Origin of the sequence: Sediminibacterium sp. KACHI17, from assembly GCF_040362915.1 — a bacterium.
Lineage (GTDB): Bacteria > Bacteroidota > Bacteroidia > Chitinophagales > Chitinophagaceae > Sediminibacterium.
This window is the reverse complement of sequence record NZ_AP029612.1, coordinates 2772808-2797412: the sequence shown is the minus strand read 5'-3', so window position 1 is coordinate 2797412 and position 24605 is coordinate 2772808. Positions and strand designations below refer to the sequence as shown.

The following is a 24605-nucleotide window of genomic DNA, read 5'->3' as shown; positions in this document are numbered from 1 at the left end:
AAGGAGCTTATTCCTTTCCAACCTGAAGATATTGCTGGAGTGCCTGAACATAGGCTTCAAAGGCCTCAATGCCTTTGGGTGTTATTTTACAGGTTGTTTGGGGATAATTGTCTTTGAACTGTTTGGTCACATCGATATACCCTGCTTCTTTGAGCTTTTGCACCTGCACGCTGAGATTCCCCGCTGTAGCATTGGTCTTCTCACGGATGAATGTAAATTCAGCTTCTTTCACGCCAATGAGCAAACTAACAACAGCCAGTCTTAACTGAGAATGTAATATGGGATCCAGTTCTTTAAACATTCGCTTTCTGTTGTGCTAAGTATTTTCTTCTTAAGATCACACCGGGAATGAACCAGCAAATCAAGGCTGCAACGCCTCCCAATAGAAAATCATATTCTGAAATAGTAAAGCAAGACCAAATAAAAAGTCCATAAGTGATCAAAGCTCCATACAACATCGGTTTGAATTTTTTCACAATACCGGTAACCAATGTGGGCAATGCATAGATGAGAATGAATAAGGAATATATACTTGGCGTGAAGGTACTAATAGGTTCATCTGCTTTGCTGTTATCAAGATAATGTTTGGTGAGTTGCCATCCTTCGATCTTGATAAATTCATTGGTCACATTAGGAACAATGATCTGATAGATATTTAATCCGAAGATGGTTATACCAAATACAAGCCAAACAGCATTCAAAGCATCGTCTTCATATTTTTTAACTTTATTGGATTTCTTCTCTTGTATTGAAATAACGATCTGCGGGATGATTGCAGCGAGTACGATCAACCAGATATCAAACCCGATGCTGAAATCATATGTACGTTCAAAATAAGTGGTCACGGATGCTATGGTCACAACGGTTCCCCATAAAAGAGATCCAATACCGGTTTCATGATAGCTGCCTTTGGCCTTTTGGATCATGTTAGTGATCAGGTCAAGGCTTTCCTGTTCGGTCATTTGTTTTTGGTCTGCCATGAATTAGTTCTTTTTGGTGTTGTATCGGATACGCAATAAGTGTCCGGGAATGATATAGCTGATCAATATGGCCAGCGCTCCCATCAGTAACTGGCCTGCGAAATTAAACTTTATAGAAACAGCAGCGATGATAAAGTTAATGATGCCCCCTATAACAAGTGGTTTAAAACGGATCAGTTTACCACTCACAAAAGTGCCAATACCATACATGAGAATATAATAAGTGAATGCCGTCTTCCATGCTTCAGAAACAACATTGATGAATACCATTACAAAAAATGCCATCCCTATCGAAAGCCATAGATAGCTTAGTGCTTCTTCGATATAGGTAAACGATTTTTGTTTTTTTGCCTGTCGAGAACTATAAACACCCGAAATAATGCCACCGATAGGCATGGTCCACCAGACAAAACTGTGATAAGGGTATTTATAATAGACCATCAATACATATTCCACGATACAACAAGTAAATACAAGCCATCCCCAGAACAGCAGATAAAAACTATCAACTGCAACCGAATCTTTTGTCTTCCGGATCATGGTTTGAATCAGTTGCAGACTCTCTTCCGGAGAGAATGATTTTTCATGATCGTTTGGATAATCAATGTTTGACATGGTCATTGTTTTTTGGGTCTGGTATATTTTCTTAAAAAGATCGTAATAAAGATACTACCTATTACAGTCGGCAGTAACCAAAGTATCCATTGCATTTCGATCTCAATATTTACTACCAAGAATGCAGTATAAGAGGCAATCATGGCGCCCATCATTCTTACGATATGATTATATAACCATGATTGTTTAACGGTGGTATTACCAGTCATTAACCTGATATCTAAGAGCACATAGCTCAAACATATCAATCCGAATACACCGGGAACAATACTAAAGGTATTTCCATCCACTAACCCTTTCACAGACTGGATCACTAAAAAAACCGCAAACGAAAATCCAAACAGCGTGATCAGATAATCTTCAAGAAAAAAAGCTCGCTCTTGTTGTTTTGATTTTCTTTTCAACAGTACGATTCTGTACCCACTCAGGATCATGTATAAAGTAAACCCTCCTACTGCAAAAAGAAAAAGACTTTCATGTCCGGGAATCCAACTCAAAATCAAAGCACTGAAAGAGGCGATGAACATTCCCCAAAAAAATATCTTCCCGGATATCAGATGAGGCTTGGAGCCCTTTTTAACAGATGCGGCAATAGTGCCGGTAATCAATCCGGCACTACCACCAATTATATGGAGTATCAAGAGAGGAATAAATAATTGCTCCATCTTTTAAAGTTATTAGATCACAATCTTGTTTAGTGAATAAGGATCAGAAAATTACTGACAAGCAGCTAACAATTTCGTTGCCTGATCTTTACCCCAATTCGGATGCATGGCAGTTTGTGGCTTGTACGTTTCAAACAATTGTATTGCTTTTTCAAATAATTTTTTTGCAACTGCTTTACCACCACCGAATGCCTCCGGAGTATTCATCAAGGTTTGTCCGTCGAGCAAATAGATACGTGGATTATTGGCATCTACTTTCTTGGCTTCTGCTAATGCGTTCGAAGCTTCTGTACCATAGGTCTGCCAACGAGCCATTGGATCAACGGTCATTTGTTGAACAGCGATCATTTGACGCATGCAATAAGTATCAGCGTTTCTTTCCAATGCTTCAGCCTTACTCAAGAGGTCTTTGCTTTTTTCTGCCACTTTATCCTTATCTGCTTTTGGATTCATCCAACCGGTAAGGTGATTTGCATATGCAGCATAATAGTAGGGAACCCATTTGTCTTTTTCCGCATCCGCAATACGTTCAAAGAAAGCAGATGCTGCCGCCATATCTTCTGCTGTTTTTGCAGCACTCAATTGCTCCAACCCTTTTTGTATTCCGGCCTCATATTTAGTTTGTGCAGCCAGGTGTCCGGCAATAAACATCGATAAAATGATAATGATCTGTTTCATGGTTTTAAGTTTGATTTTTTGATCTTTGATTTCTTGATTTTATTTTTTGAATTTTCACTTTTTATTTTCCTCTCGCTGCTTCAACTTTTCATACTCTTCCGCTGCGGTTAAAAATTTTGTTCCGTGATAGGCATGGAAGTATTGAAAAGCCAGACCTACACCCCATCCTAGCATTACCCAGATAGGCCAGAAGTAAGAGCCGATTCCTGATGTGAAGAACCATACCACAACCAGAAAGGCATTAACGATCAGATAACTAAAGAGCGCCCATTTGAATCCGGCTCTGGCCTTCGCAATTTGCCAAAGTTGTTCATCGCGTTGTTCGTTGTTCATGGTATTATGTTTGATTTTTTATTTCTTGATTTTTTTCCTTGTAAGCTATAGCTTACAGCTTGAGGCTTATAAATTATTGTTTATAGCATCCTGCCTTCTATCCACACCCCAACTCAGGAACACACCTAAGAAAAAGAATTGCGGCGCCGGAGGTGTGATGGCTTCTTTTCTTTGTCCATTGTATGAGTAATTGTATCCGAATATTTGTTTACTGTTCAGCACATTTGTAACTGAGCCAACTATTACTGCATATGCTTTACCCAATGAAGTCAGATAATTAAAGCTGAATCCGAGATTATGATAATCGATGGTTTTACCTTGATCAGCAATCGTAAACTGACTTCCACTTTGTACTAAGTGATAATAAGGACGACCGGTAGCATAAGAATACGTGAAATTGAATCCTGTATTGATCTTGCTGATGAAACGTTTCATCACAAAAGAAGCGGTATGATTGGCTGCAAATGTTGGTTGCAATTGTTTAGGATAATTCAAAAAATCACGTTTGGTATCCAGGTAAGAGTAGCTTACCCAATAATCTAAACCTTTGAATGTTTTTTTATCTCTCCAGAATAATTCTATTCCCTTTGCATCACCAGCTCCTGCATTGTTGAAAGAAGGATGTGTTTTTACCAGTCCATCATATTTTTTGTAAAAAGCTTCTACACGAAAGGTTTGTAAAGCGGTATTCTTAATATAGTTCGCGATGAAATGTGTGGCTTTGGCATAACCGAAATTAGTAGTGGCATACAAATAATTATTTTCCGGTTTCTGATAGAATTCGCCATATGCAATACTCATCTGCGCTCCTTTCCCTGTTTTATAAGCGAGTGATAAACGAGGTGCGATATTGGCTTTGTTGATCAAAGAAGAATGTTCAAAACGTGCACCCACTTTCGCAGCCAGATCATTGGTGATATAAAGATCTGCTTCTGAGAATAACGCCTTGAAATGATCCGGTAATGTTGCGGTCTGATTGTTAAATGTGCTACGATTATAGAAATACATGTATTCACCACCCATTCGCAAGACACTGATACCGCTTAATCTTTTATCAAAAACAGCTTTGATTTGTGATAAGTCAGAACGTGTTTTGATCTGAAAATTATTGTTATCGATCCAAGACTGTCCGGTTGTGGTCTTTTGATTTTGTTGGTTTTGTATTTCCTGATCTATATCATTGTAATCTGTGCTGTAACCCAATCCCAGATTCATCTTCCAGCCATTACCCAGATTTTCTCTCCAGCTAAGGTTATTATAGACGTTGATATTGTTCAGACCAAAAGCATTCTTCAAATTAGGATCATCAATATTCGGTCTGCGCAAACCAAGATCACTGGCTCCAAAAGTTCCATAGTACTTGATCATACCTCCATTTTTGGTTTTCATACGGAAGTTGAGATCTGCCGTATGAAATTCAGGCATGCGGAAATAATCAGGTTTTTGTTTGACGATACTGAAGTAGGGAAGCAAGTTGGTATAACCGTAGTTACCTCCCCATGATGATTTTTTATCTTTTGCGACTTTTTGTAAACCCGCTCCAAGAAAGACTGTTGAGATAGATGCAGATACTTCTGAACGATCCGGAATATCAATACTTTCCATGATGAGTGCAGAAGACAATGCTTGTCCGTACAATGCTGAATAGCCACCCGTGCTGAATACCGTTCCTTTAAAAAGCGCCGGAGCAAAACGTCCGCGCGATGCAATATCCGGCACACTGGCAAAGAATGGATTGTTCACTAAAGTTCCATCGATAAATTGTTTGGCTTCATAACCGGCACCACCTCGTACAAATAAGCCTTCTTGCTCACCTACTTGTTGTGCACCGGGTAACGTTTTTACCACAGCAGAGATATCAGCATTGGCTCCTCCGGTTGTATATACATCTAAAGAACTTAATACGGTAGCAGCTTTTTTCTTATCGCCTGCTTCAAAACTTCCTGCCGTTACTGTAACTGCTTTAAGTTCACTGATCTCTTCTTTCAGTATAAAATCAATTTGAATAGGAAGAGAATCAATTGTCACTTCCTGCTCTACTGTTTTATTTCCGATACTGCTTGCAACGATGAATTGCTTTCCTTTTTCATAGGTCTTGAAAGAAAAGCTACCGGTAGAATCAGATACGGTTCCATCATAAGAACCTTTGACTACAATATTGGCACCTGCAAGGATTCTACCTCTTTGATCTTTTACAGAACCGGTTACTCTGATTTGGGCTTGAATACCACTCACTAGCAGTACCATCATCAGACTTATCATCCATTTTTTCATTGCTCAGTTGTTTTGACAGGACAAACATAGAATAGTTTATTTTATAAACCAAATTATAAATAAAACTTTTTTATTAGCAAATCAACTGATTGATTTTCAATAAAAAAGGAACTGCGTATGGCAATTCCTTTCCGATTTTTTATCAGTTTACTAGTGTTTTAAACGATCCATCTATCCTTTGCGAATGCCTTTGCATACATTAACAAGGCTCCAATCACCATGATATTGCGGAAAATATTCAGCATATCATTACTGCTTTCGGCTGCTCTGGGAATATGGATCAGGAAGATCATCAGCAAAACATACAAAGCCATGAGCAAGGAAGCCAGCTGATCGTATTTACCGATCAGGCAACTCACAATAAATGCGGTGATCAAAACACCTGTTGCATAATTCAGGAAAAGTCGTGCAGGAAAGAAAGAAGGAATCATATCCGCACCAACTTGTGGTAATCCGAAATGTAGTCCGGTGTATAATAGGAATGACAGTATAAAGAGCCATTTCCCAAGTGATAATATTTTTTGCATAAGATTTTGTGTTGAAGTTTAAATTTCAAATGGCATGATCGGGCGAATCTCCACTACTCCCTTTTCATATTTCAGAATGGGACAGCTTTTCGACCAGTCTGTTACTTCATCCAAACTTTCAGCTTTACAGATCAGATAACCTGTTAACAAGATTTGTTGCTGAATAAGAGGACCATTCTGTACTCCTTGCTGATAGACGATTGTGCCATCAAATTCTATCGGTTTACTGGATACCAATTTTCCTTGCATTGCGATATTTCCGATCCACTGTTGCCACTTGGGCATGTCTTCCAGCATATCTTCAGGCGAAGTGATATACTGTCCGTTCCCGGATTGATTGTAGAATAACAAAAGATACTCTTTCATGATTGTGAAGATTTAGGTTTTAAAATTTGGTCCTCACAAAAATGAAAAGGTTAGTATAGGTGGCTCTTGACAAATGTCAAGATTTTACAACTTGCCTTTTAGTCTGGTATAGGTTTCGGGAGAGATGCCCAGGTAAGAAGCGATCATTTTGCTGGATAAACGTGTGAATAGTTTAGGTTGATGATCCATCATCCAACGCAAACGTTCAAGTGCATCCATTGAAACAAAACTATTGATCCGATAAACAGAATTAGCATAAGACAGCTCTAATATCTGTCGGTACATTTTTTCAAATTGCGGGAATCGTACCGATAATTCCATAAAGTGATCCCTATTGATGAATAGTACTTGTGATGCTTCTGCGGCACGGAAAAATTCTTTAGAGGGTATTTGTTGTAAAAAGCTGTTGATCTCCATCAACCAATGTTCTTCTAAAATAAAATCACGGGTTGTTTCATTACCTACCGCATCAATTGTAAATACTTGTATGACACCACTCACAATAAAATAACAAGATCTGCAAAGTTCTCCCTCTCTTAAAAGGTATTCATTACGCTTCAACTCGAGGGGTTGAAAATAAGAGATCACTTCTTCCAACCCCTCAGTATCGGTACCGAGTTTAGCTCTGATGTGTTTTTCTAAAACCTCATGCATAGGTTGAATGATTTGTATCTATGAAAATTACCAATAATTACATTTAGGACAGTCAATCGGTTTAACAAAAAAAGCCCCGGACTAAAATCCGGGGCTTTGTATAGTCAGTTAAACTAAGACTGATTATTTGTACTGAGGCATTAAGCTCTTCGCCAGTTCAACCATTTTGTTGATACCGTCTTCAGGCAGATTACCTTTCTTGAATTCAGCCAGTACATCAGGAAGTTTGTTTTCCATTTCCATGAGGAAGTGTGCTTCAAAGTCTTTCACTTTTTTCACAGCTACTTCACGTAACAAACCTTGTGTACCTAAGTAAATGATCGCAACTTGCTTTTCTACTGAGAATGGAGTGTACTGAGGTTGTTTCAGGATCTCCACGTTACGAGCACCTTTATCCAATACCAGTTTGGTAGCAGCATCGAGGTCACCACCGAATTTAGAGAAGGCTTCCATCTCACGATAAAGGGCCTGATCCAGTTTCAGTGTACCTGCTACTTTCTTCATGGATTTGATCTGCGCGTTACCACCCACACGGCTTACAGAGATACCTACGTTAATCGCCGGACGAATACCAGCGTTGAACAAGTTACCTTCTAGGAAGATCTGTCCGTCAGTGATAGAAATTACGTTCGTAGGAATGTATGCAGAAACGTCACCTGCCTGTGTTTCAATGATCGGCAATGCGGTCAAAGAACCACCACCTTTTACAAGATGTTTGATAGATTCAGGGAGATCGTTCATGTTTTTAGCAACATCATCATTAGCGATCACTTTCGCGGCACGCTCTAACAAACGGCTATGCAAGTAGAATACGTCACCAGGATATGCTTCACGTCCGGGAGGTCTTCTCAACAACAGAGATACTTCACGGTACGCAACCGCTTGCTTAGACAGATCATCATAAATGATCAATGCGGGGCGACCGGTATCACGGAAGAATTCTCCGATAGCGGCACCAGCAAATGGAGCATAGAACTGCTGAGGTGCAGGATCAGATGCAGAAGCTGATACGATAGTTGTATAAGCCATTGCACCGTTATCAGCCAAAGTCTTCATAACACCGGCAACGGTAGAAGCTTTTTGTCCGATCGCAACATATATACAATATACAGGCTTACCTGCATCGTAAAATTCTTTTTGATTGATGATGGTATCGATACAGATTGCGGTTTTACCGGTCTGACGGTCACCGATCACCAACTCACGCTGACCACGACCAACAGGGATCATCGCATCGATCGCTTTGATACCGGTTTGTAATGGTTCTTTAACAGGCTCGCGATAGATTACCCCAGGAGCTTTACGCTCTAAAGGCATTTCGTATAATTCACCAGCGATTGGACCTTTACCGTCAATAGGTTCTCCAAGGGTATTGATCACACGACCAACCACACCTTCACCTACTTTAATAGAGGCGATCTTACCGGTTCTTTTTACTTTAGCACCTTCTTTGATATCACTGCTCTCTCCCATCAATACCACACCCACGTTGTCTTCTTCAAGGTTCAGGGCAATGGCTTTGGTGCCGTTTTCAAATTCAACCAGTTCACCACTGCGTACGCCATTCAGGCCATACACACGGGCGATACCGTCACCTACCTGTAACACGGTACCCACTTCTTCTAAATCGGCAGATACATTGAAATTGCTGAGCTGCTGTCTCAGTATCGCTGATATTTCATCGGGTTTAATGTCCACCATACTGTATTCTTTTAATGATGATTGTGTTTGTTATTATCGTAACTGCTGAACATATAAATTCTGCAGGAACTGTTTTTTGATGTCTTTCAGGTCGCGCAAGATACTTGCATCAACCAGGTTATTATTGAATTCCAGAACAAATCCACCGATCAGACTTTCGTCTGTTTTGGTTTCCAGTTCAACATTGGCAAAACTTTTGTCGCCTTTTACCTTCTGTTCGATAGATTTTTTCAGTTCGTCGCTTACAGGCACCGCAGTGGTTAATACTACTTTGTGAATGCCTTTGATCTCATTGTATTGATCGATGAATGCATTAGCGATCTCATACAGATCACCTTCGCGTCCTTTTTTCACCAACAGGTTATTGAATGCGGCTGTCAGCTCACTCACTTTACCATTGGTAACGCTGCTGATAATGCTATTCTTCTGATCTGCTTTGATTACCGGACTCTTCAACAGATTTACAAAATCTCTGCTGCTTTTACAAACAGCCTGCAGGTACTTCATATCTGCGTACACTGTTTCCAGCTGACCTTTTTCTGTTGCGAGGTCAACCAGACTCTTAGCGTATCTTCCTGCTAAACGTGGATTCTGCATTTATTATTCAGTTTGAGAATTTGATTAATTCAGTTTTACTCCATCAGCCAGTTGCTTGATGTAGTTTTCCTGCTCAGCTTTATTGCTCAGTTCGCGACGCAATACTTTTTCAGCTACTTCTACCACTAAAGAACCTACCTGATTTTTAACATCAGTTAAAGCAGCATTCTTTTGTTGGTTGATCGCTACTTGTGCATCGGCAACAATTCTGTCATATTCATTCTTGGCCTTCTCTTTAGCGTCAGCTACCATTTTATCAGCGGTTTCTTTCGCTTCTTTGATCATCTGAGCTCTTTCTTCACGGGCTTTAGCCAATAATGCTTCATTTTCACTCTGCATTGCAGCGATATCAGCCTTCATTTTATCGGCTTTGCTCAAAGCATCTTCAATTCCTTGTTCACGATCATGGATCGCTTTCAGCATTGGCTTCCAAGCGAAGGCGCGCAATACAAAGAATAAAACGATGAATGCTACAGTATTCCAGAATACTAATCCGATATCAGGTAATACCAGCGGGTTGATCTCTAATAACATAAACTATGTTTATACAGCGTTTGAAATTTCTTTCTTTGAAAGTTATACGGACCCTTCCGCCCTTTGCATGGGGTCCGTATAAAAAGTTGAACGGATTATCCGTTACCCAACAGGGCAACTACCACCGCAAACAGGGCAACCGCTTCCACGAAAGCCGCAGCAACGATCATGTTTGCACGGATATCGTTAGCAGCTTCCGGCTGACGTGCAATACCTTCTACTGCACCTTTACCGATCTGACCGATACCGATTCCGGCACCGATAGCAGCTAAACCAGCGCCGATTGCGGCAACACTTCCTACTACCATTGTTTTATGTTTTAATTGTGAGTGAAAAAAAGTTTTTATTAATGATGCGCTGCTTCATGGTGATGCTCTTCTGTTGCCATTCCAATGTACATAGCGCTCAACATGGTAAAGATGTATGCTTGCAGGAATGCCACAAGCAATTCGATCAATCCGATGAACACTGCAAAAGGAACCGCAATAGCAGATGCAAACACAGTTTTAAATATGAAGATCAGGCAGATTAAGCTCAGTACAAGGATGTGACCCGCAGTAATGTTCGCAAACAATCGGATCATCAATGAAATAGGTTTGGTGAACACACCAATCAATTCAATAGGTGCTAGGAACAATTTCATGGACCAGTGCATACCCGGCATCCAGAAAATGTGCTCCCAGTAACTTTTATTACCATTCAGGTTTACTACGATGAATACGAATACCGCCAAGGTCATCGTAAACGCAATATTACCACTCACATTCGCTCCACCAGGGAAGAATGGAATTAATCCTAAAAAGTTATTGATCAAGATCAAGAAGAAAATGGTCAATAAGAAAGGCATGTATTTCGCATACTTGTGACCGATATTTGGCTTAGCCACTTCATCACGCACAAATAATACGATCGGTTCCATGAATGACTGTAATCCTTTAGGCGCAGATTTCACACCTCTCTTACGATAAGCACCGCCTACGGTCAGGAATACCAATAATAAGATCAGGATCGAAACAAATAAAGAGGCTACGTTCTTGGTGATAGAAAAATCCCACACTTTGGCTGTAGCTGCTTCATCAATAGAACCATCCGCATTCACCACTTTGATCTTACCCTCGATGGTTTTATAGTTATAATTACCTGCATACATCGCAGGCTCATGATGTTCGTCCATCAATTTCGCGGAAGAAAATACCTCTAAGCCTTTATCAGAATACAGGATCACAGGTAAAGGAAGGGTTGTATGCCCCCACAAATGCCAGCTATGGTCATCTTTAATGTGCTCGAGAATGGTCTCAGTTACATTAAAGTCGCCTTCGCCATGACCTGCAGCGGCAGATTGAGGCGTTTCATTGGCATATGAAAAAGTAGAAAACAGCAATGTGAAAAGGCTGAAAGTCGCTACCAGTAAAGATTTTACACTCATGCGGGCCATACCTGTCTCGAAATTTGCGGCAAAGATAGGGGTAAAGGGGGTGAAAAAGGAAAGTCTAAGCAGGAAAACAAAGAAAAAAATCAACCATTCCCGTTTAGGTCATTTTCCAAGAAGATTTTGATTTTTTCGAGACCTGTCAGGGCTGTGGAAGTACCCCATCTGTTAGCTTACTTTACGTTTATTTTTAGGGTATTTGGTAGTAAAAAAACGAAATTGTATTACACTAAATAATAATGCGTCAGTTTCAGACGAATTTTTACACCAATGCAGCCTTCTTTTTCTCAAACTGCATCTCATGCAATTTGGCATAAAATCCGCCCATGAGCAAGAGTTCATCATGACTACCGATCTCTTTGATCTCACCTTTATCCAGCACGATAATTTTATCCGCTTTACGAATCGTTGAAAGCCGGTGAGCAATGACAATGGATGTTCGGCCTGAGATGAGTTTATCAATGGCTTTTTCGATCAGTATTTCACTTTCGGTATCGATGGACGAAGTCGCTTCATCCAAAATCAAAATAGACGGATTGTATAATAATGCACGGATGAATGACAGCAACTGTCTTTGTCCCAAACTAAGCGTGCTTCCTCTTTCCATCACATTGTAATCATAGCCACCCGGCAATTGCATAATAAAATCATGCACCCCAATGAGCTTTGCTGCTTCTTCCACTTGTTCTTTACGAATGGATGGATCACGGAGGGTAATATTGTCTAAAACAGAACCCGAAAACAGGAATACATCCTGTAAGACCACACCCATACTTTTTCTCAATCGATCGAGATCATATTCATTGATATTAACTCCGTCGATTTTGATCACTCCTTTTTGGATATGATACAATCGATTCAACAAACTGATGATCGATGTTTTCCCACTGCCTGTATGTCCAACCAAAGCAACGGTCTCTCCGGCTTTTACCTGAAAGCTGACACTTTTCAATACATAGTTCTCGTCTATATATGCGAAGGAAACATCCTCAAAAGCAATATCACCTTTGATAATTGCAGGCTGATAGCTTCCATGATCAGCAGCAGATAACTCATCTGTGTTATCCAATACTTTAAACACCCTTTCTGCTGCCACCATTCCCATTTGTAACACATTGAACTTATCAGCAATGACGCGTAAGGGACGGAATATTTGGTTCAGGTATAAAATGAATGCCATGAGTAATCCTGCGTCCAAAGATTTACCGGCGATCCACCATACGAGTAATCCGGTACTGAGTGCAAGCACCACTTCTACGATGGGAAAGAAAACTGAATAGGCAAAGATGGCTTTGATATTCGCGTTGCGATGTTCGGCATTGATCTTCTTAAACTTGTTCATCTCCCGCTCTTCTGCCGCAAACGCTTGCACCACCTGCATTCCAGTTATATGTTCTTGTACAAAAGCGTTCAGACTAGCCACTGCATTCCTAACCTTTACGAAACTTTTATTGACACTCTCCTTAAAATAATACGTTGCTATGATCATGATCGGAAAGGGGGCCAGACTGATGAGTGTCAAACGCCAATCCATCCAGAACATGGTAGCAAGTGTTATAATGATCGTAAGTAAATCTGCAATGATCGGGATAAGACCGTCAGAAAAGATATCATTGATCCTTTCAATATCATCGATCGTTCGGGTAGTAAGTGTACCAATCGGCGTTTTATCAAACTGCCGCAGATTCAGTCCTAATATCTTTTTATAAACAGCGATACGCATGTCTTTCACCACATGCTGCCCCATGGATGCTGTTATAAAACTGAAGATGAAACGGATCGATGTTTCAATAACCAGGAATACAATCTGAAAAAGTGTAACTGCTATTATGAATCGGCTGGCATCAGAAAGATCGGTATTCCAAAGTACCGTTTCTAACCAACCCGGAATATGAATGGATTTACCCGTTGCTTTATCCACTGTCAGCTGGATCAAATAAGGTCGGATAGGCGCAAACAAAGCCATGACCACAGCCAACACTAAACTGAGATAGAACATCCCTCTATAAGGCCTCACGAAATGGAATACCCTGCCTAGTAAGGAAAAATCAAATACCTTCTTTTTACTCGTTTCATTCATGACAGTTGCCAAAGGTAACAACTATGACGGGGCAGAGTTTACCGATGCTGTAATTTTTGGGAGGGGGCATAGACCATGGTCCATAGTCCATGGTCTATGGTCTATGGACTATTCGTATATTCGTATTCAGATATGGAGCAAGCGAAAGATACTACTGTAGAGGTGGTTTTACCCCGTTATAACCTGAATGCTGATCAGGAAAAAAATGAGATATTAAGACATTATCGTGCCCTTTTAAGAAGTCTGAAATCAAAGCTCAAAAAAGGTGATAAAGAATTGGTGCGTCATGCTTTTCAAATGGCAGCCGATGCACACAAAACCATGCGCAGAAAAAGTGGTGAACCCTATATACTTCATCCGATAGCTGTAGCAATGATTTGCGTGGAAGAGATCGGCTTAGGTGTTAGAAGTACCATTTGCGCATTATTACATGATACCGTTGAAGACACAGATATTTCCCTTGAAGATATTGAACGAGAATTTGGTACTGAGATCTCAAGAATTGTAGATGGTCTTACCAAGATCTCAACCGTGATGGATACCAACACATCACAACAAGCGGAGAATTTCAAAAAGATCCTTTTAACACTTACGGATGATCCTCGGGTGATTCTGATCAAACTGGCAGATCGTTTGCATAACATGCGTACGTTGGATCATATGAAGCGGGAAAAACAATTAAAGATCGCTTCAGAGACCGTATGGGTTTATGCACCGCTGGCACACAGAATGGGATTGTACAATATCAAGACCGAACTGGAAGATCTCTCCATGAAATATATGGAGCCGGAAGCTTACAGAGATATTGCCAAAAAACTCGCTGAGACCAAGAGAGAAAGAACCCGTTATATCAATGAATTTATTCGTCCGTTAAAGGAAAAAATGCAGGCAGCCAATTTCAATTTTGAAATTTATGGTCGCCCAAAAAGCATTCATTCTATCTGGAATAAGATCAAAAAAAAGGGCGTGGCTTTTGAAGAAGTGTATGATCTCTTCGCCATTCGTGTGATACTGGATTCCCCGGCTGAAAAAGAAAAAGAAGATTGTTGGAAAGTATATTCCATGATCACTGATGAGTATATGCCTTCTCCCGAGCGTCTGAGAGATTGGCTGAGCAATCCCAAAAGCAATGGCTATGAAGCCTTACACACGACCGTAATGGGACCGCAGGGTAAATGGGTAGAGGTTCAGATTCGTACAAAACGAATGAATGAGATCGCTGAAAAAGGTTTGGCGGCTCATTACAAATACAAGGAAGGAAATAATGAGGAAGACAGGTTTGATAAATGGTTTGGACAGATCAGAGAGGTCTTGAGTACACAGGACACAGAAGGGGTCGACTTTTTACAAGATTTCAAAACTTCTTTTCTTGCCGAAGAAATTTATGTATATACCCCCAAAGGGGAGGTGAAAATGCTTCCCATGGGAAGTACAGCCCTCGATTTTGCATTCTCTATTCACTCTGCCATTGGTAGTAAATGTATTGGCGCCAAAGTGCATCACAAGTTGGTACCTATCAGCCATAAATTAAGAAGTGGCGATCAGATCGAGATCATCACCAGCAATAAACAAAAGCCCTCTGAAGACTGGCTGGGTTTTGTGGTAACCGCCAAAGCAAGGAATAAGATCAAAGATGCTTTAAGGGAAGAAAAGAGAAAAGTGGCGGAAGACGGCAAATACATACTTCAAAGAAAATTGGAGAGTATGGGCGCGGCTTATAGTTCATACAATATTGAAGAACTGGTTCAATTCTATAAACTTCCATCATCGCTAGACCTTCATTATAAAATTGCCACCAAAGCGCTTGATCTGAAAGAACTAAAAGATTTTCAGGTTTTAGGTGATAAGATCGAAGTGCCTAAACCCAAACCTGTTGTTCAGGAGATCATTACAGATCCGGCACAAAAAACATACAGCAAAAAAGATTCTGAGCTGATCATTTTTGGTGAAAGCAGTGATAAGATCATGTATACGCTGGCCAAATGCTGTAATCCCATACCCGGTGATGATGTGTTTGGTTTTGTGAGCACGGGAAAAGGACTGATCATACATCGAACCGGTTGCCCAAATGCAGCACAACTACTCGCTAATTATGGGCATAGAGTGGTAAAGACCAAATGGGCGAAGAACAAAGAAATTTCTTTCCTTACCGGACTCAAGATCATTGGTTTGGATGATGTAGGGGTTGTGAATAAAATCACGAATGTAATCAGCGGTGACCTTAAGATCAATATTGCGGGATTAACCATCGAATCAAGCGAAGGCTTATTTGAAGGAACCATCAAAATATTCGTACACGACAAAGAGGAACTGGAAGAGTTGGTCGACAGACTGAAATCACTAAATGGTATTCAGCGGGTAGATCGATTTGATACGGAAAATGAGAAATGAAGAGCGCGTTGACAGATATTAGTTAGCAGCTGACAGCAAGAAGAAAGATTGGTTTTCCTGTCAACTGTTAACTTTCTCCAACCAAAAATATTCTTCCAGAAACCCCAAACTATCTCCTATTTTTGCCGCGATTCAAAGCAAACTTATGGTGGACGTTTTACTGGGTTTACAGTGGGGTGATGAGGGCAAAGGAAAGATCGTAGATTACTTTGCACCCAAATATGATATCATTGCCCGTTTTCAGGGCGGTCCGAATGCAGGACATACCTTATATGTGAATGGACAAAAAATGGTGTTGCACCAGATACCTTCCGGTATTTTTCATCAGCATATAATCAATATCATTGGTAATGGAGTGGTGCTTGATCCGGTGACATTAAAGCGTGAGTGCGATGCTGTTGCAGCTTACGGTATTGATGTTCGCAAGAATCTGTTCATCTCACAGAGAACGAATCTGATCGTGCCTACCCATCGTGCTTTGGATAAAGCATCAGAATTACAAAAAGGTGATGCCAAGATCGGATCAACTTTGAAAGGTATCGGACCTGCTTACATGGATAAGACAGGAAGAAATGCATTAAGAGTGGGAGATATTTTAAGCCCGTCTTTTGATGCACAATACAAAGAGCTACGCACAAAGCATCAGACCTTATTGAATAATTTCAATTTTACAGAAGATATTTCTGCGGCAGAACAAGAGTTTTTTGATGCGATTGAATTTCTGAGAACATTGAATATTATCAATTGCGAATACTTTATCAATAAAAGTTTAGCAGAAGGTAAAAAAGTATTAGCTGAGGGAGCACAGGGAAGTATGCTGGATATCGATTTCGGTACATTCCCATTTGTTACTTCTTCCAATACCATTTCTGCGGGTGTTTGTACCGGATTAGGGGTTTCTCCAAAACAGATCAATGAAGTATTGGGTGTTACCAAAGCCTATTGTACACGTGTAGGCGGTGGTCCATTCCCAACTGAATTGAATGATGCAACCGGAGAAGAACTAAGAAGAATTGGTAGCGAATTCGGTGCTACTACCGGACGTCCGCGTCGTTGTGGCTGGATTGATCTGGTTGCTTTGAAGTTTGCCTGCATGATCAATGGTGTTACGCAGCTCATTATGACAAAAGCCGATGTATTGGATAGTTTTGAGACGCTGAATGTATGTACCGCTTACAAAATCAATGGACAGGAACACACCGAAGTTCCTTTTCAGATGTCTGGTGTAGATATTGACCCCGTTTGGAAAAGTTTTTCAGGCTGGAAAATAGATAGCACCAGTATCAAGGATGCGGGTTCTTTACCTGAAACCATGACAACTTATATCGATTTCATCAACAAATATGTTGGTGCACCTGTTAAATATGTTTCAAACGGACCAGGCAGAGAACAGATTGTAGCCATCTAGTTTGTGGCATCGCATTTGTAACAAAAAAATTTTTTTGGTTAATCAGAATTTGCGTTGAAATTTTACGCAGTTAATCTTATTGGAAATATGGCAGCAAGATCTGATAAGGATAAAAAATCCTCCACCCCCAAGAAAGCAGCACCAAAAAGTGCTGGTGAGAAACCGTCTCCAAAAAGCAAAAAGCAAATGGAAGACGATGATGATGATTTGGAAGATGATGATGATGAGATGGATCTCAAAGCTTCTTCCAAAAAAACAGCATCTAAATCTTCGTCGAAAAAATCAAAATCGGATGATGATGATGACGACGATGAAGACATAGATGATGAATCCGATGATTGGGAAAAATCTGAAGATGAAGAGGATGATTGGGATCCTGACTTCGATGAATTTGATATTCCTAAAAGCAAAGGAAAGAAAGCAACAGGTGGCGCCAAGAAAAAAGGCGATGACGATGATTTCAGTCTGGATGAAGACTTCAAAGAATTCGACCTCTTTGATGATAAAGATGGCGGTTTCGATGATGATGACGATGATGATTTTTAATCGGCTTAAATAAGCGATCTATCACCTATTCTTTCTCTATAACAGATAGTATAGAAACCAAACAACAAATGTTGAACTGGGCCGATCAGTTCAACATTTGTTGTTTTCTGGACAATCATCAATACCAAAGTTCAGCCTCAGTTGTTGAGTGCATGCTGGCTTGCGGCGTAACCGCCGCAATACCTGCCAATGCTTCTCTGAAAATACTGGATGAATTCATCCATACCCATACCGGTAAATGGATATTTGGTCATCTGGGATATGACATCAAGAATCAAATCGAAAATCTTAGCTCTGAACATCCTGACGGCATTCAGTTCCCTGATCTTTTCTTCTTTGTACCTGCAGCAGTGATTTCACTAAAAGATCAGACACTGGAGATTGAAGTGTATGATGGTACGGATGCTACTGATATTTATGCCTCTATAAAAGCTGCACCCTTAATTGTAAATCGCCCTCAGCCTCCTATTGCTGTTCAACCTAAAATGAATAAGCAACAATACTTGGCAACTATTCAGCAACTCAAACAGCATATACAAAGAGGCGACTGTTATGAGATCAATTATTGTCAGGAGTTTTTTGCAAAAGATATTGATATCGAACCATTGAATCTGTACCTACAACTCACGAAAGTCTCACCCAATCCTTTTGCCTGTTACTATCGACTAACTGATAAATACCTGCTTTGTGCCAGCCCTGAACGGTTTTTGCAAAAAAAGGGAGATCGATTATTATCACAACCAATTAAAGGAACCATTCCTCGCCATCATACAGATCCGGAAGCAGACCAAAAACTGATTGAACAATTACAGAACAGCGAAAAAGATAAAAGTGAGAATGTAATGGTGGTGGATCTGGTGAGGAATGACCTGAGTAAAGTATGTCAACAAGGATCTGTAGAAGTAACTGAGCTGTTTGGTATTTATAGTTTTCCGCAAGTACATCAGATGATCTCTACTGTTGCCGGAGTACTGGATCCCTCAAATCACTTTACCGATATCATCAAAGCTTGTTTTCCGATGGGTAGCATGACCGGCGCGCCTAAAAAAAGGGTCATGGAGCTAATCGAACAATATGAGCAAAGTAAACGTGGATTATATTCCGGTGCTGTAGGTTATATCAGTCCAAGCGGAGACTTTGATTTTAATGTGGTCATCAGAAGCATTCTTTACAACAGTAGCAACCAATATCTGGGCTACCAGGTTGGTGGCGGTATTACTTTTTATAGTGATCCTGAAAAAGAATATGAAGAATGTCTGGTAAAAGCTGCAGCGATCAGAAGTGTACTCGAAGGAAATTAAATCACTTATCGGGAAGCAGAAGCACTTTCCAACAATGATTTCAACGACTCCATCAGTAATTGTTGTTTTTTAGCCTGAAATATCTGTTCCTTGTCTTTCAGTATTCTCATGGAATACTTTTTCCCTTCGGCCAAGGTCTTATCAAAATTAGGGTTCCAACGATTGAATTGGTTGAGATTCATCAATAGTGCATTGGAGACGATCAGCGAATTGTACCTGCCTGCTATTTCAACTACGGTTGAGTTATTGATCTCATCCGTGGTTAACTGCACTGTTTCTGTGCTTTGTAAAGTTGCTTTTTTCTGCTCTGTTTCAGCAGCCGTCATGGTTGTCCAGCCCCCACTACCCTCGAATGCATAATGGGTACCAATGAATTTTTTAACATGGTTTCTCGTTTCCTCCGGCAAATGATATTGCAGGTCCCAGAATTCTTTACTCCCTGATTTTCTGATTGCCTGTTTAACTCTGCCGGCACCTGCATTGTATGCAGCAACAACCAATAACCAGTCGTTGAATTCTGCATATAGTTCACGCATGAGTTTAGCAGCGGCATGTGTGCTTTTGTAATAATCCAATCGTTCATCAACAGCACCCACACGAAGGCCAAAACGTTTTGCTTCATAGGGCATTAACTGCCAAGGTCCTGCTGCACCCGCCCAAGACACTACATTGGATCCGAGATGACTTTCAATCACACTGAGATATTTCATCTCTTTTGGAAGTCCATATACCGTCAGTACATTATCATAGAGATCAAAGTAAGGTTTACCCCAGCTTTTCATTTTCTCCAGATGTTCCCCATTTTTTCGAACATATTCTTGAACGAATGCTACTGCTCTTGGATTCAGCTGTGCCTCATAAGGTTTCGAAGCATCAAAGCGCTGAGTAGTAAACAGGCTTTTAAAGCCGCTTTTATCATTCAGGGTAGAATCGTGATCCGTGGATGCTGCCCCTATACTAGCAGCTGTAAAAGACATCATACCCAATGAACCTGCCACAAATGCAAAGCAGACCAACAATGCTTTGCTGGTGCTGATATGACTCTGTATGCTGATACCAAACCACTTCATGTGATCAAATCCTTTAATTATCAATAAGTTCAGTAATGGGTTGCAGTAAGTTGGGTTATGCTCAAAACAGCAGGTCTCTTATTCAGACAACTCTAAAAACTGTTTTGAAAGGCGAAGCAAAGATACCTCATCATCCTGAGAAGTCATAATCTGTAAGCCAAAGGGCATCCCGTTAGGGTGTTGGAATAATGGAATGGAAATAGCGGGTATGCCAACCAGATTGGCAAACACTGTATAAATATCGCCTAAAAACATAGCCAACTGATCGTTTTGCAGCTCTCCTATCCGGTATGCTGGAGCCGGTACGGTTGGTAAGATAATAGCGTCATAAGAAGCAAAAACAGATTCTGTAAGCAACTGCAACTTTCTTCTAACTTGCTGAGCCTTAGTGAAATAGGCATCGTAATAACCGGCACTGAGTACAAAAGTTCCCAGCATGATCCTTCTCTTTACTTCCTTACCAAATCCTTCACTTCTAGATAATTTATAGAAGTCTGTCAGATCATCTGTTGACTGAGTAGATCTATGTCCAAATCGGACCCCATCATACCGGGAAAGGTTACTAGAAGCTTCAGCCGTGGTTAAAACATAGTAAGTAGGAACGATATACTCAAGTAATTCAAAATCAACAGCTTCGATAATATATCCATGGGCTGTTAATTTTTTGATAAAGCCTTCAGTAGCAGCTTTGATAGCCGGATCCAAGCCCGGATGATCCAAGGCTTCTTTAAAGTAAGCGATCCGTTTGGGATGGTCATCCCTGTTTTCCAATGCAGCAGTATAATCCGGAACAGGTAGCTGAGAAACGGTACTATCAAACTCATCTGCACCGGCAATGACCTGTAGCGTACATGCCACATCTTCTATATTTTTTCCGAAAATGCCGATCTGATCAAAAGAAGAAGCATACGCGATCAGTCCGTAACGAGATATCCTTCCGTAACCGGGTTTGAGTCCGATAATCCCACAAAAATCCGCAGGTTGTCTGACCGATCCACCAGTATCACTGCCTAAACTGATCATGCAGTGATCGGCCTGAACGGCAACGGCTGAACCTCCAGATGAGCCACCCGGAACCCGGGCTTCATCTAAAGCATTTTTAACTGGACCAAAGGCAGAATGCTCATTACTGCTACCCATCGCAAATTCATCACAGTTTTGTCTACCGATGATGATGGCTCCGGCATCTAATAATTTCTTTGTAGCAGTAGCATGATAAACGGATACAAATCCTTCCAACATCCGGGAGGATGCGGATACTCGATGATCTTTATAACAGATCACATCTTTTAGTCCAACCACCACGCCATATAAAGGCGATAGTACTGTATCAGACTTCCTTTCTGCATCGAGTTTTGTTGCAGCTGCCAAGGCTTCATCTGCATATACTTCAAGCCAGGCATTTAAGTGCTGATCGGCTTGTATCTTATTGATATAAAAACGAACGGCCTCCACACAGGTGGTTTGGCCGTTCTGTAATGCTTTATGATAGTCTTTGATTGTGCTAAAACGAAACAAAGGCTAAAAGGCTTTTTTAAATGAAATACTATTGTGCAGCTTGATCCTTTTCTTTGATGCCTTCTTCCAGTTCTTTTTTCACATTGTTCTTTGCATCATTGAACTCGCGGATACCTTTACCAAGTCCACGCATGAATTCGGGGATCTTTCTTCCGCCAAACAATACCAGTACCACCACTGCGATCAATAAAATTTCCTGAAATCCTAAATTACCCATAAAAATATGTTTTGAGGATATCAAAGGTAAGGTAAAACAAGAGTGAATTATCTATTTTAACAGCAAAGTTTATGGATAAATATTTGGTCTTGGATACCATAAAAAAAGCGGAAACCGATGTTATCAGTTTCCGCTTTCACTATAGCCAGAATTAGATTAGAATCTTTTTTCCTTAATACGAGCACTCTTACCGCTACGCTCACGTAAGTAATACAATTTAGCGCGACGAACTTTACCGGTCTTATTCAGAACGATAGAATCGATGTTTGGAGAGAGGATAGGGAACAAACGCTCAACACCTACTCCATCAGAGATCTTACGTACAGTGAATGAAGCAGTAGCTCCATTTCCTTGTAATTTGATCACATCACCTCTGAAGCTCTGGATACGCTCCTTACCACCTTCAATAATTTTATAGTTAACAGTGATATTATCACCTGCTTTGAACTTAGGATATTCTTTCTTTACCGTTAACTGCTCGTGTACAAACTGAACTGCTGCGTTCATAACATTTAATTTTTGCGGACGGCAAAGGTAAGGATGGGCAGGGGATTCTCCAAAAGAAAAATAGTTCTTTTTGGGCTACAAGCCACAAGCCGCAAGCTACAAGCTCGTTTTGGAGATGGTGCGAATCAATCCAATTAGCATTTTTTGAACCTCTTTAACTTTGTAAATAATTGATTTTAAGCTATTTGCGTTCGCATAACACAAGGCTTCTACTATCAATATCTGAGTTTCCAATTCGTAAGCCGACCCCAATGCAGTTTCTAAAAACCGCCGATATTCTTTTTCACTACTACGACTTCCTCCTTCCGCAATATTTGATGGAATAGAAATGGCTGCACTATTGACCTGGCTGATAAGATTATAGCGTTCTGAAGCAGGAAATGACTCGGTAAGCCTATAACATGCAATGGATAACTCAAAACTCTTTTGCCAAACCTTCAACTCTTTAAAATTTCGCATAGACTGACATATTGAAATATTTCAGTCTCAAAATAAAAGATGCCACTACGGTACATCAGTAGTGGCATCTTTTAAGTATAATTTGTGTATTTCTAAGCTCCACTTGAAGCTTGTAGCTTGCGGCCTGTGGCCCCCAAGCTCATAGCTTATCTGGCTACATTCACCGCTCTCTTCTCTCGTATTACAGTGACTTTGATTTGACCAGGGTAGGTCATTTCGGTTTGAATTTTTTGGGCAATTTCGAAGCTGAGTTTATCGCTATCTCCATCCGTTACTTTTTCTGCTTCTACGATCACACGTAATTCTCTTCCGGCTTGAATTGCATAGGCTTTTTCAACTCCTTGGTATGCAAGCGCAAGGTTTTCCAGGTCCTTGATCCGCTGTAAATATTGTTGCATGATCTCACGACGTGCACCCGGACGAGCGCCGCTGATCGCATCACAAGCCTGTACGATCGGAGAGATCACATAGAGCATTTCCATTTCATCATGGTGGGCGCCAATGGCATTTACTACGGCCGGATTTTCACCATATTTCTCAGCTAGCTTCGCACCCAACAATGCGTGGCTCAATTCAGTTTCTTCATCCGGAACTTTTCCAATATCGTGCAACAGTCCCGCACGCTTCGCCAACTTTGGATTCATACCCAATTCTGCCGCCATAATACCGCAGAGATTAGCAGTTTCACGACTATGCATCAATAAGTTCTGTCCGTATGAAGAACGGAATCTCATCTTTCCAACAATACGAATCAGTTCTTTATGCAATCCGTGGATACCCATTTCTATCACTGTACGCTCGCCGATCTCCATCACCTGCTCTTCTAACTGACGTCGGGTTTTTTCTACCACTTCTTCAATACGAGCTGGGTGAATTCTTCCGTCTGCAACCAATCGCTGCAAACTCAATCGTGCGATCTCTCTTCTCAATGGATCGAATGATGACAGGATGATCGCTTCCGGTGTATCATCCACAATCAGGTCTACACCTGTTGCTGCTTCGATAGCACGGATATTTCTTCCTTCTCTACCAATGATCTGTCCTTTGATCTCATCTGTTTCCAGATTGAAGACAGTTACTGTGTTTTCAATTGTTTGCTCAGCTGCAGTACGCTGAATGGTTTGAATGACGATCTTACGTGCTTCTTTATTGGCCTTTTGTTTGGCATCTTCAATGATCTCCTGCTGTAAGGTAAGCGCTCGGGTTTGAGCTTCCTGACGAAGACTCTCTACCAACTGTGCTCTTGCCTCTTCTGCACTGAGTCCGGCAATTTTTTCTAATCGACGGATATGCTCTTCCTGATGTTTTTCTAACTCGGTACGTTTGAGGTTCACCACTTCGATCTGACGATTCAAGTTTTCCTTGATCGCTTCATTCTCTTTAATCTGCTTGTCTAAGGCAGTTTCTTTTTGATTGATCGAGATCTCTTTTTGCTTCGCACGATTCTCTGATTCACTGATCTTACGGTTGCGTTCATTCACTTCGCGCTCATGCTCTGCTTTCAACTGTACAAAGCGTTCTTTGGCTTCCAGCTGTTTTTCCTTTTTAATGGTTTCAGCTCTGAGCTCCGCTTCTTTCAGAATGTTTTGTGCCTGTAAATTGGCTTCGTCGACTTGCTTTTGGGTATTCTTAGCGAAGATGAATTTACCTGCTATCAATCCCGCAATGAGTGCCACAGCTGCGGCTATGATCAAGACTAGCGTCTGGTCCATGTTGTAGTTCGTTTTTTAAATAATTCAAAATCATTGATTCACA

26 protein-coding genes are annotated in these 24605 nt (G+C 40.7%); 4 read left to right on the top strand and 22 right to left on the bottom strand.

Annotated elements, in window-relative coordinates; genetic code table 11:
• Positions 1-7 precede the first annotated feature (7 nt).
• The 16 genes from ABXG83_RS12420 to ABXG83_RS12345 all read right to left on the bottom strand — a co-directional run bounded on the left by ABXG83_RS12420 (position 8) and on the right by ABXG83_RS12345 (position 13433).
• Positions 8-301 carry a transcriptional regulator gene (locus ABXG83_RS12420; RefSeq protein WP_353549186.1) on the bottom strand — a complete coding sequence of 98 codons (294 nt, stop codon included), beginning with the start codon at positions 299-301 and terminating at the stop codon, positions 8-10.
• Positions 294-980 (bottom strand): hypothetical protein, encoded by a 687-nt coding sequence (locus tag ABXG83_RS12415; RefSeq protein ID WP_353549185.1) that lies wholly within the window; start codon positions 978-980, stop codon positions 294-296. The genes ABXG83_RS12420 and ABXG83_RS12415 overlap by 8 nt, the downstream gene beginning before the upstream one ends.
• Positions 981-983: 3 nt before the next feature.
• Positions 984-1595, bottom strand: coding sequence for a hypothetical protein (locus tag ABXG83_RS12410; protein WP_353549184.1), 612 nt, complete (start codon positions 1593-1595; stop codon positions 984-986).
• A 2-nt stretch (positions 1596-1597) separates the two neighbouring features.
• Entirely contained in the window at positions 1598-2260 is a 663-nt protein-coding gene (locus ABXG83_RS12405; RefSeq protein WP_353549183.1) for a hypothetical protein, read from the bottom strand.
• Positions 2261-2311: 51 nt separating this feature from the next.
• A complete protein-coding gene (locus tag ABXG83_RS12400) occupies positions 2312-2938 on the bottom strand; it encodes a hypothetical protein (RefSeq protein WP_353549182.1) in 627 nt (208 codons plus the stop codon).
• A 54-nt stretch (positions 2939-2992) separates the two neighbouring features.
• Positions 2993-3271 (bottom strand): 2TM domain-containing protein, encoded by a 279-nt coding sequence (locus tag ABXG83_RS12395; protein WP_353549181.1) that lies wholly within the window; start codon positions 3269-3271, stop codon positions 2993-2995.
• A gap of 66 nt (positions 3272-3337) precedes the next feature.
• The gene (locus ABXG83_RS12390) at positions 3338-5545 is read right to left on the bottom strand and encodes a TonB-dependent receptor (RefSeq protein ID WP_353549180.1); all 2208 of its coding nucleotides are present in this window, start codon (positions 5543-5545) and stop codon (positions 3338-3340) included.
• Between the two features lie 158 nt (positions 5546-5703).
• Positions 5704-6072: a hypothetical protein gene (locus ABXG83_RS12385; protein WP_353549179.1), complete on the bottom strand. Its 369-nt coding sequence runs from the start codon at positions 6070-6072 to the stop codon at positions 5704-5706.
• Positions 6073-6090: 18 nt separating this feature from the next.
• A complete protein-coding gene (locus ABXG83_RS12380; RefSeq protein ID WP_353549178.1) occupies positions 6091-6438 on the bottom strand; it encodes a YciI family protein in 348 nt (115 codons plus the stop codon).
• Between the two features lie 84 nt (positions 6439-6522).
• Complete coding sequence (locus ABXG83_RS12375; RefSeq protein ID WP_353549177.1) at positions 6523-7092, bottom strand: Crp/Fnr family transcriptional regulator; 570 nt, start codon at positions 7090-7092, stop codon at positions 6523-6525.
• Positions 7093-7215: 123 nt separating this feature from the next.
• Entirely contained in the window at positions 7216-8793 is a 1578-nt protein-coding gene (gene atpA / locus ABXG83_RS12370) for a F0F1 ATP synthase subunit alpha (protein WP_353549176.1), read from the bottom strand.
• 33 nt (positions 8794-8826) lie between these two features.
• Entirely contained in the window at positions 8827-9390 is a 564-nt protein-coding gene (gene atpH, locus ABXG83_RS12365; protein WP_353549175.1) for an ATP synthase F1 subunit delta, read from the bottom strand.
• 24 nt (positions 9391-9414) lie between these two features.
• Positions 9415-9924 carry a F0F1 ATP synthase subunit B gene (gene atpF, locus ABXG83_RS12360; protein ID WP_353549174.1) on the bottom strand — a complete coding sequence of 170 codons (510 nt, stop codon included), beginning with the start codon at positions 9922-9924 and terminating at the stop codon, positions 9415-9417.
• 95 nt (positions 9925-10019) lie between these two features.
• Entirely contained in the window at positions 10020-10232 is a 213-nt protein-coding gene (gene atpE / locus ABXG83_RS12355) for an ATP synthase F0 subunit C (RefSeq protein WP_026768996.1), read from the bottom strand.
• Positions 10233-10270: 38 nt separating this feature from the next.
• The gene (atpB, locus tag ABXG83_RS12350; protein WP_353549173.1) at positions 10271-11359 is read right to left on the bottom strand and encodes a F0F1 ATP synthase subunit A; all 1089 of its coding nucleotides are present in this window, start codon (positions 11357-11359) and stop codon (positions 10271-10273) included.
• 256 nt (positions 11360-11615) lie between these two features.
• Complete coding sequence (locus tag ABXG83_RS12345) at positions 11616-13433, bottom strand: ABC transporter ATP-binding protein (RefSeq protein WP_353549172.1); 1818 nt, start codon at positions 13431-13433, stop codon at positions 11616-11618.
• 132 nt (positions 13434-13565) lie between these two features.
• Here ABXG83_RS12345 and ABXG83_RS12340 point away from each other — a divergent pair, with 132 nt between their 5' ends.
• From ABXG83_RS12340 to pabB, 4 genes are all read left to right on the top strand, one after another.
• The gene (locus tag ABXG83_RS12340) at positions 13566-15824 is read left to right on the top strand and encodes a bifunctional (p)ppGpp synthetase/guanosine-3',5'-bis(diphosphate) 3'-pyrophosphohydrolase (protein WP_353549171.1); all 2259 of its coding nucleotides are present in this window, start codon (positions 13566-13568) and stop codon (positions 15822-15824) included.
• 145 nt (positions 15825-15969) lie between these two features.
• The gene (locus tag ABXG83_RS12335; RefSeq protein WP_353549170.1) at positions 15970-17232 is read left to right on the top strand and encodes an adenylosuccinate synthase; all 1263 of its coding nucleotides are present in this window, start codon (positions 15970-15972) and stop codon (positions 17230-17232) included.
• A gap of 87 nt (positions 17233-17319) precedes the next feature.
• Positions 17320-17778 (top strand): hypothetical protein, encoded by a 459-nt coding sequence (locus ABXG83_RS12330; RefSeq protein WP_353549169.1) that lies wholly within the window; start codon positions 17320-17322, stop codon positions 17776-17778.
• Between the two features lie 68 nt (positions 17779-17846).
• Positions 17847-19079 (top strand): aminodeoxychorismate synthase component I, encoded by a 1233-nt coding sequence (pabB, locus tag ABXG83_RS12325; protein ID WP_353549168.1) that lies wholly within the window; start codon positions 17847-17849, stop codon positions 19077-19079.
• 5 nt (positions 19080-19084) lie between these two features.
• Here the strand turns inward: pabB and ABXG83_RS12320 are convergent, their stop codons facing one another.
• The 6 genes from ABXG83_RS12320 to rny all read right to left on the bottom strand — a co-directional run bounded on the left by ABXG83_RS12320 (position 19085) and on the right by rny (position 24562).
• The gene (locus ABXG83_RS12320; RefSeq protein ID WP_353549167.1) at positions 19085-20149 is read right to left on the bottom strand and encodes a lytic transglycosylase domain-containing protein; all 1065 of its coding nucleotides are present in this window, start codon (positions 20147-20149) and stop codon (positions 19085-19087) included.
• Positions 20150-20227: 78 nt separating this feature from the next.
• Positions 20228-21667, bottom strand: coding sequence for an Asp-tRNA(Asn)/Glu-tRNA(Gln) amidotransferase subunit GatA (gene gatA / locus ABXG83_RS12315; RefSeq protein ID WP_353549166.1), 1440 nt, complete (start codon positions 21665-21667; stop codon positions 20228-20230).
• A 28-nt stretch (positions 21668-21695) separates the two neighbouring features.
• Positions 21696-21884: a twin-arginine translocase TatA/TatE family subunit gene (locus ABXG83_RS12310; RefSeq protein WP_178886965.1), complete on the bottom strand. Its 189-nt coding sequence runs from the start codon at positions 21882-21884 to the stop codon at positions 21696-21698.
• Between the two features lie 156 nt (positions 21885-22040).
• Positions 22041-22391: a 50S ribosomal protein L19 gene (rplS, locus tag ABXG83_RS12305; protein ID WP_133474606.1), complete on the bottom strand. Its 351-nt coding sequence runs from the start codon at positions 22389-22391 to the stop codon at positions 22041-22043.
• A 96-nt stretch (positions 22392-22487) separates the two neighbouring features.
• Positions 22488-22850, bottom strand: coding sequence for a four helix bundle protein (locus tag ABXG83_RS12300; protein WP_353549165.1), 363 nt, complete (start codon positions 22848-22850; stop codon positions 22488-22490).
• Between the two features lie 146 nt (positions 22851-22996).
• Positions 22997-24562, bottom strand: a complete 1566-nt coding sequence (rny, locus tag ABXG83_RS12295) for a ribonuclease Y (protein WP_353549164.1) — start codon at positions 24560-24562, stop codon at positions 22997-22999.
• Positions 24563-24605 lie beyond the last annotated feature (43 nt).